Below are 14,486 nucleotides of genomic sequence, written 5' to 3'. Positions count from 1 at the left end.
CTACGCACGCCGTCCGGACCGCGCAACGATCGGGCATGCCGACTGAAGAGCCCTTCCGCCGAGGTCAGCTGCCTCCTGGCATCACCGACTGGCACTTGCGCACGTCACGGTTTCGGCGGCTCTTCCATGACGTCTACGTCGACCGAGAGGCCGAGCTCACTCCGCTCCTGCTGGCACGGGGAGCCCTGCTCGTGGCGCCGGACGCAACGGTCTCGCACCACAGCGCAGCGCGCCTGTGGGGAGCGGTCGTTCCGGACGACGGCTTCGTGCACCTGACCTGTCCTACTCGCCGTCCGCAGGTCGAGGGCATCCGCACCCATCGGTGCGGCCGCCCGAAGCGGGCGACGAGGTGGCGTGGCATCCCCGTCACGACGCCGGTCCAGACGTTCCTCGACCTCGCCGCAGTGCTGAGCCTCGTCGACCTGGTCGTACTCGGCGACTCGCTCGTGCGGCGGAAGCGAGTGACGGTCGACCTGCTCGTCGAGGCAGCGACTGCCCATCGAGGGACGGGTGGGCGGCTGGCTCGCAAGGCTGCAGGGTTAGTGCGCGCCGACGTCGACTCGGCCATGGAGTCGCGCCTTCGGATGCTCATGGTGCTGTCGGGACTGCCCGAACCCGTGGTGAACCACAAGATCCACTGGCCCGACGGTGAGGTACGGTTCCGTCTCGACCTCAGCTATCCGGACGACGGCCTCGTCATCGAGTACGACGGGTGGCAGCACGTGGAGTCGCAGACGCAGTGGGGCTCCGACCGCGATCGGCGCGAGTGGCTCGACGACAACGACTGGCGCATCGTCGTCGTCATCGCCAAGGACCTCCATCGCACACCGGCAGCGACCCTGTCCCGGATTCGCGCGGCGATGCGGGGCCGTGGCATGTCGGTCCCGCCGGTCGACGACGAGTGGCGGCGGCACTTCCCGAGCACGTCTGAGGACCAGCGGGAGCCGGCATGAGCGTGGGTCCCGCCGTGGCGGGATGTTTGCGGTCGGAGCGTCCACTTGACCACAACGATCCAGCCACGGCGCGACCGGCGAGGCGGCGCGTCGGGAGCTCCCGCCCTACGCTCGCGTCATGAGGACGTATGCCGTGCGCCTGGTCGCGCTCGTCGGTCTCGTGGCCGTCGGGCTGGTGGCGACGCCGTCGTCCGCCCTCGCCTCGTGCGCGGGCCGCGAGCCCGCCCAGGTGGTCGCCGACTCGGACGTCGTGCTCACCGGGCGCGTCACCGCGGTGGACGACCCGGGAGGCGACCACAACCCGCGTCCGGTCGCCTGGACCATCGCGGTCAGCGCGGTGCACCGGGGCAGTGCGCCGCAGACCACGCACGTCCGGGCCCTGACCGAGAGTCCCGACCTCGTGAGCTCGGGCGGGAGCTACGTCTTCGCCCTCGTCGAGTCCGGCGGCGAGCTCACGGCCACCGGCTGCCAGGACGTCGTCGCCACCGGCACCGATGCTGCCGGAGCCCTCATGGCTGCCGCCGGTCCGGCCCGGGCGCCGGCTGCGGACGGCGCCGTGCTCCCCGGTGCTGCGGCTGTCGACGTCGGAGGCGGAGGGATGTCGCTGACGACGATGCTCGTCATCGCGCTCGTGGGGCTGCTCGTCGTGACGTTCGGGGGTCTCGCGCTGGCGATCGGTCTCGGGCTCCTCACCCGTCGGCGGCGTGGCCGGACCGACGGCAGCGACGATGTGCGACAGCGCGATTCGAATGGAACGCCGTTCAAGTGACAGCCTCGTCGTTTGTCCGCCATCAGCGGACAAGCGGCGTTGCGCGAGCGGGAGGGGGCCACCTCGTCGTCTAATAGGAGTCGGCCCCTAGGTTGGGGCCTGCCGGGTGCACCCCAGCGTTCGGCGCCGACGAACCAGGAGCGAATCGGTGGCACGCATCGGAGAAGGCGGAGACCTCCTCAAGTGCTCTTTCTGCGGGAAGAGCCAGAAGCAGGTCAAGAAGCTCATCGCCGGTCCCGGTGTCTACATCTGCGACGAGTGCATCGACCTCTGCAACGAGATCATCGAGGAGGAGCTCGCGGAGAGCAGCGAGCTGGGACTCGACCACCTGCCGAAGCCGCGCGAGATCTTCGACTTCCTCGAGAACTACGTCATCGGCCAGGACGTCGCCAAGAAGTCGCTCGCCGTCGCCGTCTACAACCACTACAAGCGCATCCAGGCCGGTGAGGGCGTCAAGCGCGACGACGACCACATCGACATCGCGAAGTCGAACATCCTGCTCATCGGCCCCACGGGCTCGGGCAAGACGTACCTCGCGCAGACGCTGGCCAAGATGCTCAACGTCCCGTTCGCCATCGCCGACGCGACGGCGCTGACCGAGGCGGGCTACGTCGGCGAGGACGTCGAGAACATCCTCCTCAAGCTCATCCAGGCCGCCGACTACGACGTCAAGAAGGCCGAGACGGGCATCATCTACATCGACGAGGTCGACAAGATCGCTCGGAAGAGCGAGAACCCGTCGATCACGCGTGACGTGTCCGGCGAGGGCGTCCAGCAGGCCCTGCTCAAGATCCTCGAGGGCACGACCGCGTCGGTGCCCCCGCAGGGCGGGCGCAAGCACCCGCACCAGGAGTTCATCCAGATCGACACGACCAACGTGCTCTTCATCGTCGGCGGCGCCTTCGCCGGCCTCGAGAAGATCATCGAGTCGCGCTCGGGTCGCAAGGGCCTCGGCTTCGGCCAGCCGCTGCACAACCCCAAGGACCTCGGCGACAGCTTCCAGGACGTCATGCCCGAGGACCTGCTGAAGTTCGGTCTCATCCCCGAGTTCATCGGCCGCCTGCCCGTCCTGACGACGCTGGCGCCCCTCGACCAGCAGGCCCTCGTCAACATCCTCACGGTGCCGCGCAACGCGCTCGTCAAGCAGTACCAGAAGATGTTCGAGATCGACGGCGTCGACCTCGAGTTCACCGACGACGCCATCGCCTCGGTGGCCGACCAGGCGCTGCTGCGCGGCACGGGTGCTCGCGGACTGCGCGCCATCATGGAGGAGGTCCTCCTCCCGGTGATGTTCGACGTGCCGAGCGACGACGAGATCGCCAAGGTCGTCGTGACCCGCGAGGTCGTGCTCGACAACGTCAACCCGACGATCGTGCGTCGCGAGGCCGAGCCGCGGGCCAAGCGTCCGCGCAAGGAATCTGCCTGACCCCCATGGTCGCCCGCGCCGCGGCCGCGTGAACGGAGGCTGACCCGTGGTCGCTCCCTTCCGGCTCGTGGCCGGGGACCACGCGCCCGTGCAGCAGACGAGCACGACGTGCGGGTCGGCTTCGTTGACCGTCGCCCGCATGCTCGCCAACCCGGCGTTCGCGCAGTGGGTCCGGGACGGCATACGCAAGGATGCGCGTGACGGGGACGTGCCGGACGGCGGCACCGAGGCCCAGCGCTTCGCCGCCTACGAGCAGGTCGTCGCGTCCCGCACCAATGCCGTGGTCGGCGCGGGGGGCCGGCTGCAGCTGCCGTGGCCGCGGGCGCTCGGCACGCCCCCGTGGGGCGCGCTGAACGAGCTCGAGTACGGCGCCGCCGATCCCGAGGCCGACTACGACCTCGCGTGGTTCCGCCAGCGGGGACGCGTCGGGCTCCAGCACACGTATGCCGCCCTCCGCGCCCGGGTGCGTCCCGGCCGTCCGGCGCTCCTCTACGTCGGCAACGCCTGGGCGCCGCGGCACGTCGTGCTCGTCATGCCACCGACGGGGGAGCAGGAGCTCGACGTCTACGAGCCGTCGGTCGGGCGCGTCGTCGACCTCCCGGAGCACGCCTTCGTCGAGCGCCGTCTCGCCATCGCCGGATGGGACGTGCCCTGGGGCGCCGTCTGGGCCGATCCCCACCCCTGACACGGCGAGAGGCCACCGTTCGCATGAACGGTGGCCTCTCGGTGGCCCGTCGATGGCCAGCGGTGGGTCAGGCAGGTCAGCCCATGTGGGCCGGGGCCGCGCCGTCGGTCGCGAGCTCCTCGTGTCGCACGTGCAGCGCGACGAGCGTGACGACGCCGGCGACGGCGATCATGATCGCGGCGACGAGGTAGGCGCGGCTGGCGCCGTAGGTGAACGCCTCGTCGGCGATCATCTTCTGGGCCGCGGCCAGCTGCTCCTTGGAGGGAGCCGGGCCACCCTGCGGCAGCTTCGCGGTCAGCTCGGCGACCTTGTCGCCCATGTTGTTGACGAAGATCGTGCTCAGCGTCGCGAGGCCGAGCGTGCCGCCGACCTGCTGCATCGTGTTGAGCACGGCCGAGGCCACCGAGGAGTCCTCGTGGGCGACGCCGTGGACGGCCGTCAGGGTGAGGGGCACGAAGATGAGACCCAGGCCGAAGGCGAGGACGACGATCCACGGCAGCAGGTCGGCGGCATACGTGCTCTGCGGCGTCAGGTGGGTGAAGCCCCACATGCCGAGCGCCGCGAAGCCGGCGCCCGCACCGGAGATCCAGCGTGGGTCGACCTTGGCGATGAGGAACGACGCGAGCTGCGCGGCCACGACGATGCCGACCGAGAAGGGCAGGAACGCGAGGCCCGTCTTGAGCGGCGAGTAGCCGAGGATCGTCTGGATGTAGATGCCGAGGAAGTAGAACATCGCGAACATGCCGGCGCCGACGATGAGCATGACGAAGTACGACGTGCCGCGCGTCCGGTCGCCGGGGATGCGCATCGGCAGGAGGGGGTGCTTGACCCGCGTCTCGATGACGACGAAGGCGACGAGCAGGACGACACCGATGGCGAGGTAGGTGACCGTCGTGGCGTCACCCCACGAGGTGCTCGCGGCGTGGGTCAGGCCGTAGACGAGCGAGGAGAGACCCGCGATGGAGGTGATGGCGCCGGGGATGTCGAGCGTGCCGCCGCCGTCCTCGGACTCGGTGAGGATCCGCAGGGCGAGGATCGCGACGACGATGCCGATCGGCAGGTTGATGAAGAAGTTCCAGCGCCAGTCGATCTCGGTCAGCACACCGCCGAGGATGAGGCCGATGGCGGCGCCGGCGCCGGACATGGCGGCGAAGACGCCCATGGCGCGGTTGCGCTCCCTGCCGGCCGGGAAGGTCGTCGTGATGAGCGCGAGCGCGTTGGGGGCGGCGAGGGCTCCACCGAGACCCTGGACGGCCCGGGCGGCGAGCATCATCGCCTCGTTCTGGGCCACGCCGGCGACGAGCGAGGCCAGCGTGAAGAGCACGATGCCCCAGAAGAAGAGCCGCCGCCGACCGTAGAGGTCACCGAGGCGACCGCCGAGCAGCAGCACGCCACCGAAGGCGAGGGTGTAGATGGTGATGACCCACTGGAGGTTCGCCTGGCTGAAGCCGAGGTCGGTCTCGATGTGGGGGAGGGCGATGTTCACGATGGTGCCGTCGAGCACGATCATGAGCTGGGCGGCGCAGATGACCAGGAGCGCCAGGCCGAGGCGCTTCGGCGGTGCGTCGTGGGAGGTGAACTCGCCCTGGGGCTCGTCCACCTCTTCGACCGTGGTGGCAGACATGGGTGTCCTCTCGAAGACATGCAGGAATGGTGGGGTCGCCCCCCGTCGCGGTCCTGCTCAGCGAGTGCTGGGCGCGGGTGCGAGGGTGGCGGCGCAGGCCGGGAGGACGACGCTGTCCACGAACTCGGCGATGCGGTCCGGCCCGGGTCGACGTCCGGAGAGCAGTGCCTCGTGGATCGACAGGGACGGGAGGATCATCAGCAGGGTGTCGAGGTCGGCGTCGGCGCCGACCTCACCACGCTCTCGGGCGTGCTCGAAGATGGTGCGGGTGGCCTCGATCTTCGGGGCCAGGAACCGCTCGTGGATGCCGCGTGCCAGCTCTGGCTCGCGGTGGATGACGGGGAGCAGCGCCCCCCACGTGCCGATGACGACCTCGTCGTCGAGGCCCCCGTCGGCGCAGGCCTGGGCGAGCAGGTCGCCGCGCAGGCTCCCGGTGTGGGGGTCCTGTTCGGCAGGGCAGTCGATGAAGAGCCCGACGGCGTCGATGACGAGGTCGCGCTTGTGCGGCCAGCGTCGGTAGAGCGTCGCCTTGGACGCTCGTGCGGCCGTGGCGACGGCGTCGAAGGTGAGCCGGTCGTAGCCGCTCTCCCGCAGGACGTCGATCGCTGCCTCGAGGATCTCGACCTCACGGTCACCGGCGACACGCGGACGGCTCGCGTGTGCGGCGTCCGTCGTGCTCGCGCTGGTCGTGCTCATGCTCACCCCGGCCCCAAACCGATGAAACGAAACTGTTTCGTTTCATCAAACAGTAGATCGAGACGGGCCTGTTGGCAAACCACGTGTCGAGCCTTGGGTGCGTCGACCTGGCGGACGTCCCGCCCCGACGGACGGAACGGCTCAGACCCGCTCGACGGGCGGGCTCGTGCGCACGAACCACAGGCCGGCGGCCACCCCGCCGAGCCCGATGACGTATGCCGCCGGGACGAGTCCCGGCGAACGTCCGGCGAGCAGCCCCGCGAGGATCGCGACGGGCACGGCCGCCGCGAAGGCGAGGGCCGTGTGGCGTACCCAGCGACGGGTGGTGGCGGCGGTGAACGACCCCGCCGGTGGTGACGACGCGGAGAGCGCGGTCGCCGCATGGCCGACGACGCAGCCGGCGGCGGCCGGCAGCGACCACCACGAGAAGCTCCCCGCCGGCGTCAGCGTGAACCACCCGTAGAGCAGCAGGGTCCAGTAGGCGGCAGGAGCCGCCGAGCCGGCCCAGGCCATCGTGACCAGCGGCAGCAGCACGAGCGCCCACCAGAGGGAGTCGAACCCGCCGACCGCGAGGGAGAGGCTCGCGAGGTAGACGGCGACACCGCCCATCGCCGCGCCGGTCGCGCCGAGCTGGCTCAGCGACCACTCGGGTCCGGCGCCGAACCGCACGGTCCGGCGCAGCCGGACCGTGCGGGCCACCGACGGCGTACGCGTCGACCGCAGCGGCTCCCGGGGCAGCGGGTCCTCGGCAGGTGCCCGCACGGTCACCGCCTCGCCATCCGTGGTGCCGACGCCCGGCGCGCGATGTCGCGGAGGACCTGGTCGAGGGAGCCGGCGCCCCGCCAGGGCACGACCGGGACACCGCGCAGCCGGAGGTTGTGCACCTCGGCGTCGCGCGACAGCAGCCGGATCCGCCAGGCCAACGCCTGGTAGACGCTCGACGGGTCGGCGACGAGGTGGTCGGGGAACGTGTCGACGACGACGACGGTCATGCCGCGCGCCGCCAGCGTGTGGGCCAGCGTCACCATCGTCGGGTCGATGAGCGGTGAAAGGACGAGGCACAGGGCGTTGGGGTCGACGCCGCGGATCGCGTGCTCGCCGGTGTCGCGTCGCTCGGTGGCCGGCGAGATCGCGGCGAGCGTGTCGAGCACGCGCCGGAGGTGGTTCGTGCCGGAGCCGACGCCGAGGGTCGGGACCTCGGCCGCGCCGACGGTGCGCAGGGTCAGCCGGTCGTTGCTCCGGAGGAAGTGCTCGCTGATCGCGCCGGCGGCCCGCACCGTGACGTCGAGGCTCGTCGGGCGTCCGTCGATGCCCTCGCGAGGGCCGACGTCGCTGAAGCAGTCGACGAGCAGGAAGACGTGGGCGTCCTCGTCGGTGAACGTCGACGTGACGTGCAGGGCGCCCGTCCGCATCGAGACGGGCCAGTGGATCCGCCGCAGCCGGTCACCCGGGTGGAAGCGGCGGATCGTGTTGAACTCCGAGCCGGACCCGGGCCGGTTCGACCGGTTCAGCCCGACGATGCCGCGGGGGTGGGGTGTGGGGGCGCTCGCKTCGAAGGAGGCCGGCACKGGGAGGGTGGCCGAGTCGAGGTCGGGCAGGTCGACGGGACCGGCACGGAAGGCTCCCCACGTGCTGACGAGCGCGACGCTGACGGTGCCGACGCGACGTCGTCCCCATCGCGTGGAGCGCAGCCCGAGCGTCGCGGCCCCGTCCTCGAGCTCGGCGATCCCGCTCGACGGCTTGCGCTCGACCCACGGGGCCTGGGCCAGGGTGACGACGCCGTGGACGTCGTGCAGGGCCGGCTCGGTGGTCACGTAGACCCCGGTCGCCGACCCCTCGCGCAGCGTCGAGTCGCCGAGTCGCGCCGTCGCGGTCACCTCCGTGCGTGGCCGCGCGAGGTGGCCCCACAGCGCAGCGACGACGAGCGGCGCCACGATGACGAGCAGGTCGGCCCGGCGACCGACGACGGCGACGATCGCGCCCCCGGCGGCGAGGAGGATCGCCCGCTGGTGGGCAGCGGTCGGCTCCCACCCGCCGAGTCGGCGCGTGGCGGTCCGGTGGGGGTGCCAGGGCTGCACGGGCTCTCAGCCGCCAGCCGCCGGGCCGGCTGACGAGTCGGCGACCGGTCCCGGCGCCAGGTGCTCCCGGGCCGACGGGGTCGCGACCGTCCGAAGGAGGCTCTCGACGATGCTGCGCCCCGAGGCGTTGCTCATCCACAGCTCGGGCTTGACGGTGATGCGGTGCGCGAGGACCGGCACGGCCACGGCCTTGACGTCCTCGGGAGTCACGTAGTCGCGACCGTCGACGACGGCATACGCCCGGGCGCACAGGAGCAGGCCGAGCGCGCCACGGGGAGAGGCGCCCATGAGGACGTCGGCGTGGGTGCGGCTGGCTGCGGTCAGTGCGACGCAGTAGCGCCCGACCGACTCGTCGACGGCCGTCGCCTCGATGGCCGCCTGCATGGCGAGCAGCTGCTCCGCGTCGACGATGCGGCGCAGCTCCTGCTCCTCGCGCTGGCGGGCCATCCGGTTCGAGAGGATCTCCCACTCCTCGTCGAGGGTCGGGTAGCCGAACGAGATGCGCATGAGGAAGCGGTCGAGCTGCGCCTCCGGGAGCGGGTAGGTCCCTTCGTACTCAACGGGATTCGCGGTCGCGAGGACGTGGAAGGGGAGGGGCAGCTGGAAGGTGCGGCCCTCGACCGTCACCTGCTTCTCCTGCATCGCCTCGAGGAGCGCCGCCTGGGTCTTCGGCGGCGTCCGGTTGATCTCGTCGGCGAGGAGGAGTCCGGCGAAGAGGGGCCCCGCGCGGAACTCGAACTCGCCCGACCGCTGGTCGTAGATGAACGAGCCGGTGATGTCTCCGGGCAGCAGGTCGGGCGTGAACTGGGCCCGCTTGAAGTCGAGCCCCAGGGTCTGGGCGAAGCTGCGTGCCGCCAGCGTCTTGCCGAGGCCGGGGAAGTCCTCCATGAGGACGTGGCCGCCGGCGAGGATGCCGGACAGGACGAGCCGCAGCGACTCGCGCTTGCCGACGACGGCCCGGTCGACCTCGTCGAGGACGGCACCGCTCAGCTCACTGACCCGGGCCAGGTTCATCTCGGTCATGCGCTACCACTGCTCGATTCGTCGGAGGATGGGGTCGAGGCGCTGGGGACGGTACAGGTCGGGTGGGGGCAGGCCGACGAGCAGGTCCCACAGCTCGGGTGGCGTCACGCCCTGAGCCCACTTCGGCTCCTCCTCGGCGACGATGCCGTGCCGGGCGTAGAGCCGTTCGCGGATGAGCACCTGCAGCTGCAGGTGCAGGTCGTGCACGACGCTCTCGCGCCCCTCGCGGCGGGTGTTGGCCGCCTCGAGCCGTCCCGCGAGGTTGGTGACGCGGAAGTCGTTGCCGCGCGAGTGCCCGCCGAGGTCGCCGTCGACGAGGGGCCAGACCGTCAGGTGCTGCGGCGCGGTGTGGTCGATGAGGTGCCAGACGAGCAGCGCGGCGGCGAGCAGGATCACGAGGAGCACCGGCACGTCCGGTGCGAGACCGAGCCCCGCCGTGAGTGCCGCCAGGACCACCCACGTCAGGAACAGGCCGACGAGTCGACGACGCCACGGGCGCAGCGCCAGGGCGATCTCCCGGGTCCGCGAGGGCGCCCGGCGGACCGCGCCGCGGGGGAGTGGCCGTCCGGCCGACGCCGCTGCCTGGTCGCGCGCCTCGCGCGCCTCCCGCCGGGTCCGAGGAGGTATGCCGTCCGGCTGGCTGCTCACGACGACTCCTCCTGCGCGGCCGCCGACGCGCCACGCTCGGCAGCCTGCCGCGAAGCCACCTGCTCGAGGTCGGCGATGAGGACCCGGAGGTCGGCGATCGCCCGGTCACGGTGGCTCTCGCCGAGGTCGTGGACCGAGAAGCGCGCCTCGCGGTAGAGGGCGGCGAGGTCGCCCAGCCGGGCGGAGTCGACCGGCCACACGCCGATGACGCGCTCGGTGTACTCCGTCGACGTCTCGGCGGCCAGTCGCGGCAGTCCGGTCGCGGCGGCGGAGGTCTCGAGTCCGAGCCAGGCCGCGACGATGGCGTTGCGGGGCTCGCCGCTCTCCAGGTCCCGCAGCCGGTCCCGCGCCTCCTCGAGGAGCTCGGTCGGCACGAGCGGGATCGCGAAGTCGGGCTCCTCGTGCAGCTCGAGGTGCGGGCGCCGGCGCAGCAGCGACCGGACCAGCTGCGCGAGGACGACGAGCACCACGAGGGCTGCCAGCACGAGCACGATCTGGACGAGGGTGACGAGCACGGGAGACGGGTCGAAGGGCGTCGACGTCGACGTCGACGTGGGCTGGGACGGCGTCGCGGAGGGAGGCAGGGACGTCAGGGTCGGCAGCGGCGTGAACGTCTGCGCGTCGAGCGGCCGGGACAGCAACGGCACGGGTTGGCCCAACGCGGCCACGACCAGAGCGGCCATGACGACGGCGCCACCCACGATGGTGACCTGAGCCCCCGGCCTCGACATGCGAGTGACCCTATGCCAGCGGGCTCGTCGACGGTCCCCGAGCCGGCCGATCGTTGCCGTCCCGATAGGTCCGGACGGCACACGACCGACGGGTCGCTCGGTGGGTCAGCCCTGGGCGGGCGGCTTCTCGACGGGGACGAGCTCGGCGTCACGCACCTCGACGACCTCGCCCTCGGCATACGCCAGCTCGCTGATGCGGCCGCTGGCCCGCAGGTCGGACTCGGCCGCCCGCACGTGGGCGACCGACGCGGCGGGCGCGACGAGGGTCATGGTGCGCACCTCGGCACGCATGCCGACCTTGGCCTCCGACTTGACCTTGCGCACGCCCGCCAGCGCCGACCCCACCGACGCGAGGAGCGCGGGCTCGCCACCGGAGGGCAGCTCGCCACGGGTCGGCCAGGACTGGCGGTGCACGGAGCCCTCGCCGAACCACGACCAGACCTCGGCCGTGGCGTAGGGCAGGAACGGTGCGAGCAGGCGCAGCAGCGTCTCGAGGGCGAGGCGCAGCGCGGCACGGGCGCTCGCAGCGGCCTCGTCGCCCTGACCGCCGTAGGCGCGGTCCTTGACGAGCTCGAGGTAGTCGTCGCAGAACGTCCAGAAGAAGGTCTCCGTGGCCTCGAGCGAGCGGGTGTAGTCCCAGCCCTCGAACCCCTGGGTCGCCTTGTCGACGACGTCGGCGAGGGCCGCGAGCATCGACAGGTCGAGGGGGTGGGTGACGGCGGCACGAAGGTCGCCGTCGACGTCACCGAAGCCGAGGGCGAACTTGCTCGCGTTGAGCACCTTGATGGCGAGCCGGCGCCCGACCTTCATCTGGCCGGTGTCGTAGGCGGCGTCGGTGCCGAGGCGACCGGAGGCCGCCCAGTAGCGCACCGCGTCGGCGCCGTTGGCCTTGACGACGTCTTCGGGCGTCTCGGCGTTGCCCTTGGACTTGCTCATCTTCTTGCGGTCGGGGTCGAGGATCCAGCCGCTGATCGCGGCGTGCTTCCACGGCGCCACGCCGTGCTCGAAGTACGAGCGCGTCACCGTGGCGAAGAGCCAGGTGCGGATGATGTCGTGCCCCTGGGGACGCAGGTCGTAGGGGAAGATGCTCGCGAAGAGCGCCTCGTCCGACCCGAGCCGGTCGCCGTCGGCGGCGCCCTCGCGGACGGGCCAGCCGGCGGCGATCTGCGGCGTCAGCGACGACGTGGCCCACGTGTCCATGATGTCGGGGTCGGCGACGAAGCCACCGGCCTGGCCGCGCTGGGACTCCTCGTAGCCTTCGGGCACGTCGATCTGGGGGTCGACGGGAAGCGCGGAGGCGGGCGGGGTCAGCGGGTGGTCGTGGTCGACCTCACCCGCGGGGTCGACGGGGTACCAGACCGGGAACGGCACGCCGAAGAAGCGCTGGCGCGAGATGAGCCAGTCGCCGTTGAGGCCCTCGACCCAGTTCTTGTAGCGCGAGCGCATGAAGGCGGGGTGGAAGTCGACCTCGTCACCCATGCCGACGAGCTTGGAGCGCAGCGCCTCCTCGCGGCCCCCGTTGCGGATGTACCACTGGCGCGAGGTGACGATCTCGAGCGGCTTGTCGCCCTTCTCGTAGAAGTTCGCCTTGCGCTGGGTCTTCTGCGGCTCGCCGTCGAGGTCGCCGGACTCGCGCAGCGCGGCCACGACGGCCTCGCGCGCGCTGAACGTCGTCTTCGTCGCGAGCGACTCGGCGTAGAGGGACTCGCCCGGGCCGCCGGCGAGCCACTCGGGCGTCTCGGCCTGGAGGCGGCCGTTGCGGGTGATGAGCGACCGGATCGGCAGCTGCAGCTCGCGCCACCACATGACGTCGGTGAGGTCGCCGAAGGTGCAGCACATGGCGATGCCGGCGCCCTTGTCCATCTCGGCGGCGCGGTGCGCGACCACCGGCACCTCGACGCCGAAGAGCGGCGAGGTGACCGTCGTGCCGAAGAGCGACTGGTAGCGCTCGTCGTCGGGGTGCGCGATGAGTGCCACGACCGACGGGATGAGCTCGGGTCGGGTCGTCTCGATGAAGACCGGCTCGCCGCCGTCCCGGTGGAAGGCGACCCGGTGGTACGCGCCGGGGTAGTCGCGCGCCTCGAGCTCGGCCTGCGCCACGGCGGTCTGGAACGTCACGTCCCAGAGGCCCGGGGCCTCGCTCTGGTAGGCCTCGCCGCGCTCGAGGTTGTGCAGGAAGGCCTGCTGCGCCACGGCGCGCGAGCGCTCGTCGATGGTGCGGTAGGAGATGTCCCAGTCGAGGCTGAAGCCGAGGCGACGGAAGAGCGACTCGAAGGTCACCTCGTCCTTGACGGTGAGGACGTCACACAGCTCGATGAAGTTCTTGCGGCTGATCGGGCGCTGGTCGGCGGCCTTGATGGCCTTGCCCTTGGCGTCGACGCCCTCCTCGAAGGGCGGCGTGAAGCCCTCCTCGTAGGGCAGGCTCGCGTCGCCGCGCACGCCGTAGTAGTTCTGCACCCGGCGCTCGGTCGGCAGGCCGTTGTCGTCCCAGCCGATGGGGTAGAAGACCTCGAGGCCCTGCATCCGCTTGTAGCGGGCCATGCAGTCGGTGTGGGTGTAGCTGAAGACGTGGCCGACGTGCAGGCTGCCGCTCGCCGTCGGCGGCGGGGTGTCGATGGCGAAGACCTGGTCGCGGGGGAGCGACAGGGCCTTCTCGCGGTCGAAGGCGTAGGTGCCCTCATCGGCCCATACCTGCATCCACTTCTCCTCGAGCCCGTCGAGCGTGGGTCGCTCGGGGATCCGCGAGGTCGTGGGTGCAGGTGTGTCAGTCATGCGCCCAATCCTTCCATGCGCGCCGGGGTGCCCTCGACCGGCTTTCCCCCGACCGACCGGCACGGTCGGACCACGCGCGTATGCCGTCCGGCTCTGTCCGCGCGCCACCCCAGCGGGTCGGCACGTCAAGAGCCGCGACGGGCGTGGCGTGCGTCACGGCCGCGCTCGCTATCACGGTCATCCCGTGTTCGTCGGCAGGGGCGATCGGCCCATCGGCGTGCCGAAGCGGAGCGGCGCAGGGCAGAGTGTCCCCATGGAGCCCGTCTACTCGTCCGTCATCGGTTTCGCCCGCGGGGTGTTCGCGATGCAGGGGCTGAAGTTCACCGTCCTCGGCGACGACAACGTCCCGCGCACCGGGGGCGCGGTGATGACGATCAACCACACCGGCTACATGGACTTCGCCTACGCCGGGCTCGCCGCCCAGAAGTCCGACCGCCTCGTGCGGTTCATGGCCAAGGACGGTGTCTTCTCGCACGCCGTCAGCGGTCCGCTGATGCGCGGCATGAAGCACATCCCGGTCGACCGGACCGCGGGAGCGGCGTCGTACGCCAGCGCCGTCGACGCGCTCCGCGCCGGAGAGATCGTCGGCGTCTTCCCGGAGGCGACGATCTCGCGCTCGTTCGAGCTCAAGGAGTTCAAGACCGGTGCGGCCCGGATGGCGGTCGAGGCCGGTGTCCCGATCCTGCCCGTTGTGATCTGGGGCTCGCAGCGGGTCTGGACCAAGGGCCACCCGAAGCGGCTCGGCCGCACCAACGTCCCGATCCTCATCAACGTCGGGGAGCCGATCGCCGTCGCGCCCGACGCCGACCCCGTGGCCGTCACCGAGCAGTACAAGGCCGTCATGGCCGACCTGCTCGCGGTCGCCCGGGCGGCCTACGAGCCCCTGACCGGCCCGGACCTCAAGTTCCTCCCCGCGAGCATGGGCGGCACCGCCCCGACGCTCGCCGAGGCGACCCGCCTCGACGAGGCCGACACGCTGGAGCGGCAGCGACGCGCCGACGAGCAGCGGGGGTTCCCGCCCGGGTGACCCGGTCCTGGGTGAGGACGTTCGGGGCGACGAGCCGACGCCGGTAGCCTTCCG

13 protein-coding genes are annotated in these 14,486 nt (G+C 71.5%); 5 read left to right on the top strand and 8 right to left on the bottom strand.

The genetic code is table 11. The annotated features are described in order from the left end of the window. Positions 1–35 precede the first annotated feature (35 nt). From AB4Y83_RS07915 to AB4Y83_RS07900, 4 genes are all read left to right on the top strand, one after another. Positions 36–953 carry a hypothetical protein gene (locus AB4Y83_RS07915; protein ID WP_442296502.1) on the top strand — a complete coding sequence of 306 codons (918 nt, stop codon included), beginning with the start codon at positions 36–38 and terminating at the stop codon, positions 951–953. 118 nt (positions 954–1,071) lie between these two features. Next, the gene (locus tag AB4Y83_RS07910) at positions 1,072–1,722 is read left to right on the top strand and encodes a hypothetical protein (protein WP_442296501.1); all 651 of its coding nucleotides are present in this window, start codon (positions 1,072–1,074) and stop codon (positions 1,720–1,722) included. 148 nt (positions 1,723–1,870) lie between these two features. After that, positions 1,871–3,148: an ATP-dependent Clp protease ATP-binding subunit ClpX gene (clpX, locus tag AB4Y83_RS07905; RefSeq protein ID WP_020144518.1), complete on the top strand. Its 1,278-nt coding sequence runs from the start codon at positions 1,871–1,873 to the stop codon at positions 3,146–3,148. 46 nt (positions 3,149–3,194) lie between these two features. Further along, positions 3,195–3,833 (top strand): hypothetical protein, encoded by a 639-nt coding sequence (locus AB4Y83_RS07900; RefSeq protein ID WP_442296500.1) that lies wholly within the window; start codon positions 3,195–3,197, stop codon positions 3,831–3,833. Between the two features lie 76 nt (positions 3,834–3,909). On the opposite strand, the gene AB4Y83_RS07895 is transcribed toward AB4Y83_RS07900, so the two are convergent. The 8 genes from AB4Y83_RS07895 to valS form a co-directional block, all read right to left on the bottom strand. Next, a complete protein-coding gene (locus tag AB4Y83_RS07895; protein WP_442296499.1) occupies positions 3,910–5,457 on the bottom strand; it encodes a DHA2 family efflux MFS transporter permease subunit in 1,548 nt (515 codons plus the stop codon). A gap of 57 nt (positions 5,458–5,514) precedes the next feature. Continuing rightward, complete coding sequence (locus tag AB4Y83_RS07890; RefSeq protein ID WP_235508768.1) at positions 5,515–6,153, bottom strand: TetR/AcrR family transcriptional regulator; 639 nt, start codon at positions 6,151–6,153, stop codon at positions 5,515–5,517. 141 nt (positions 6,154–6,294) lie between these two features. Then, on the bottom strand, positions 6,295–6,915 hold the full coding sequence (locus AB4Y83_RS07885; RefSeq protein ID WP_442296498.1) for a hypothetical protein: 621 nt from the start codon (positions 6,913–6,915) through the stop codon (positions 6,295–6,297). A 2-nt stretch (positions 6,916–6,917) separates the two neighbouring features. After that, positions 6,918–8,231, bottom strand: coding sequence for a DUF58 domain-containing protein (locus AB4Y83_RS07880; protein ID WP_442296497.1), 1,314 nt, complete (start codon positions 8,229–8,231; stop codon positions 6,918–6,920). Between the two features lie 6 nt (positions 8,232–8,237). Further along, on the bottom strand, positions 8,238–9,254 hold the full coding sequence (locus tag AB4Y83_RS07875; RefSeq protein WP_442296496.1) for an AAA family ATPase: 1,017 nt from the start codon (positions 9,252–9,254) through the stop codon (positions 8,238–8,240). 3 nt (positions 9,255–9,257) lie between these two features. Further along, the gene (locus AB4Y83_RS07870) at positions 9,258–9,902 is read right to left on the bottom strand and encodes a hypothetical protein (RefSeq protein WP_442296495.1); all 645 of its coding nucleotides are present in this window, start codon (positions 9,900–9,902) and stop codon (positions 9,258–9,260) included. Next, positions 9,899–10,633, bottom strand: a complete 735-nt coding sequence (locus AB4Y83_RS07865) for a DUF4129 domain-containing protein (RefSeq protein ID WP_442275551.1) — start codon at positions 10,631–10,633, stop codon at positions 9,899–9,901. The genes AB4Y83_RS07870 and AB4Y83_RS07865 overlap by 4 nt, the downstream gene beginning before the upstream one ends. A gap of 105 nt (positions 10,634–10,738) precedes the next feature. Further along, a complete protein-coding gene (gene valS, locus AB4Y83_RS07860) occupies positions 10,739–13,405 on the bottom strand; it encodes a valine--tRNA ligase (RefSeq protein ID WP_442296494.1) in 2,667 nt (888 codons plus the stop codon). 253 nt (positions 13,406–13,658) lie between these two features. On the opposite strand from valS, the gene AB4Y83_RS07855 reads away from it, so the two are divergent. Beyond that, the gene (locus AB4Y83_RS07855; RefSeq protein ID WP_442275549.1) at positions 13,659–14,432 is read left to right on the top strand and encodes a lysophospholipid acyltransferase family protein; all 774 of its coding nucleotides are present in this window, start codon (positions 13,659–13,661) and stop codon (positions 14,430–14,432) included. Positions 14,433–14,486 lie beyond the last annotated feature (54 nt).

It is taken from the genome of Terrabacter sp. RAF57 (genome assembly GCF_052113925.1).
In the GTDB taxonomy this organism is placed as follows: Bacteria; Actinomycetota; Actinomycetes; order Actinomycetales; family Dermatophilaceae; genus Terrabacter.
This window is presented reverse-complemented; position numbering and strand designations above follow the sequence as displayed.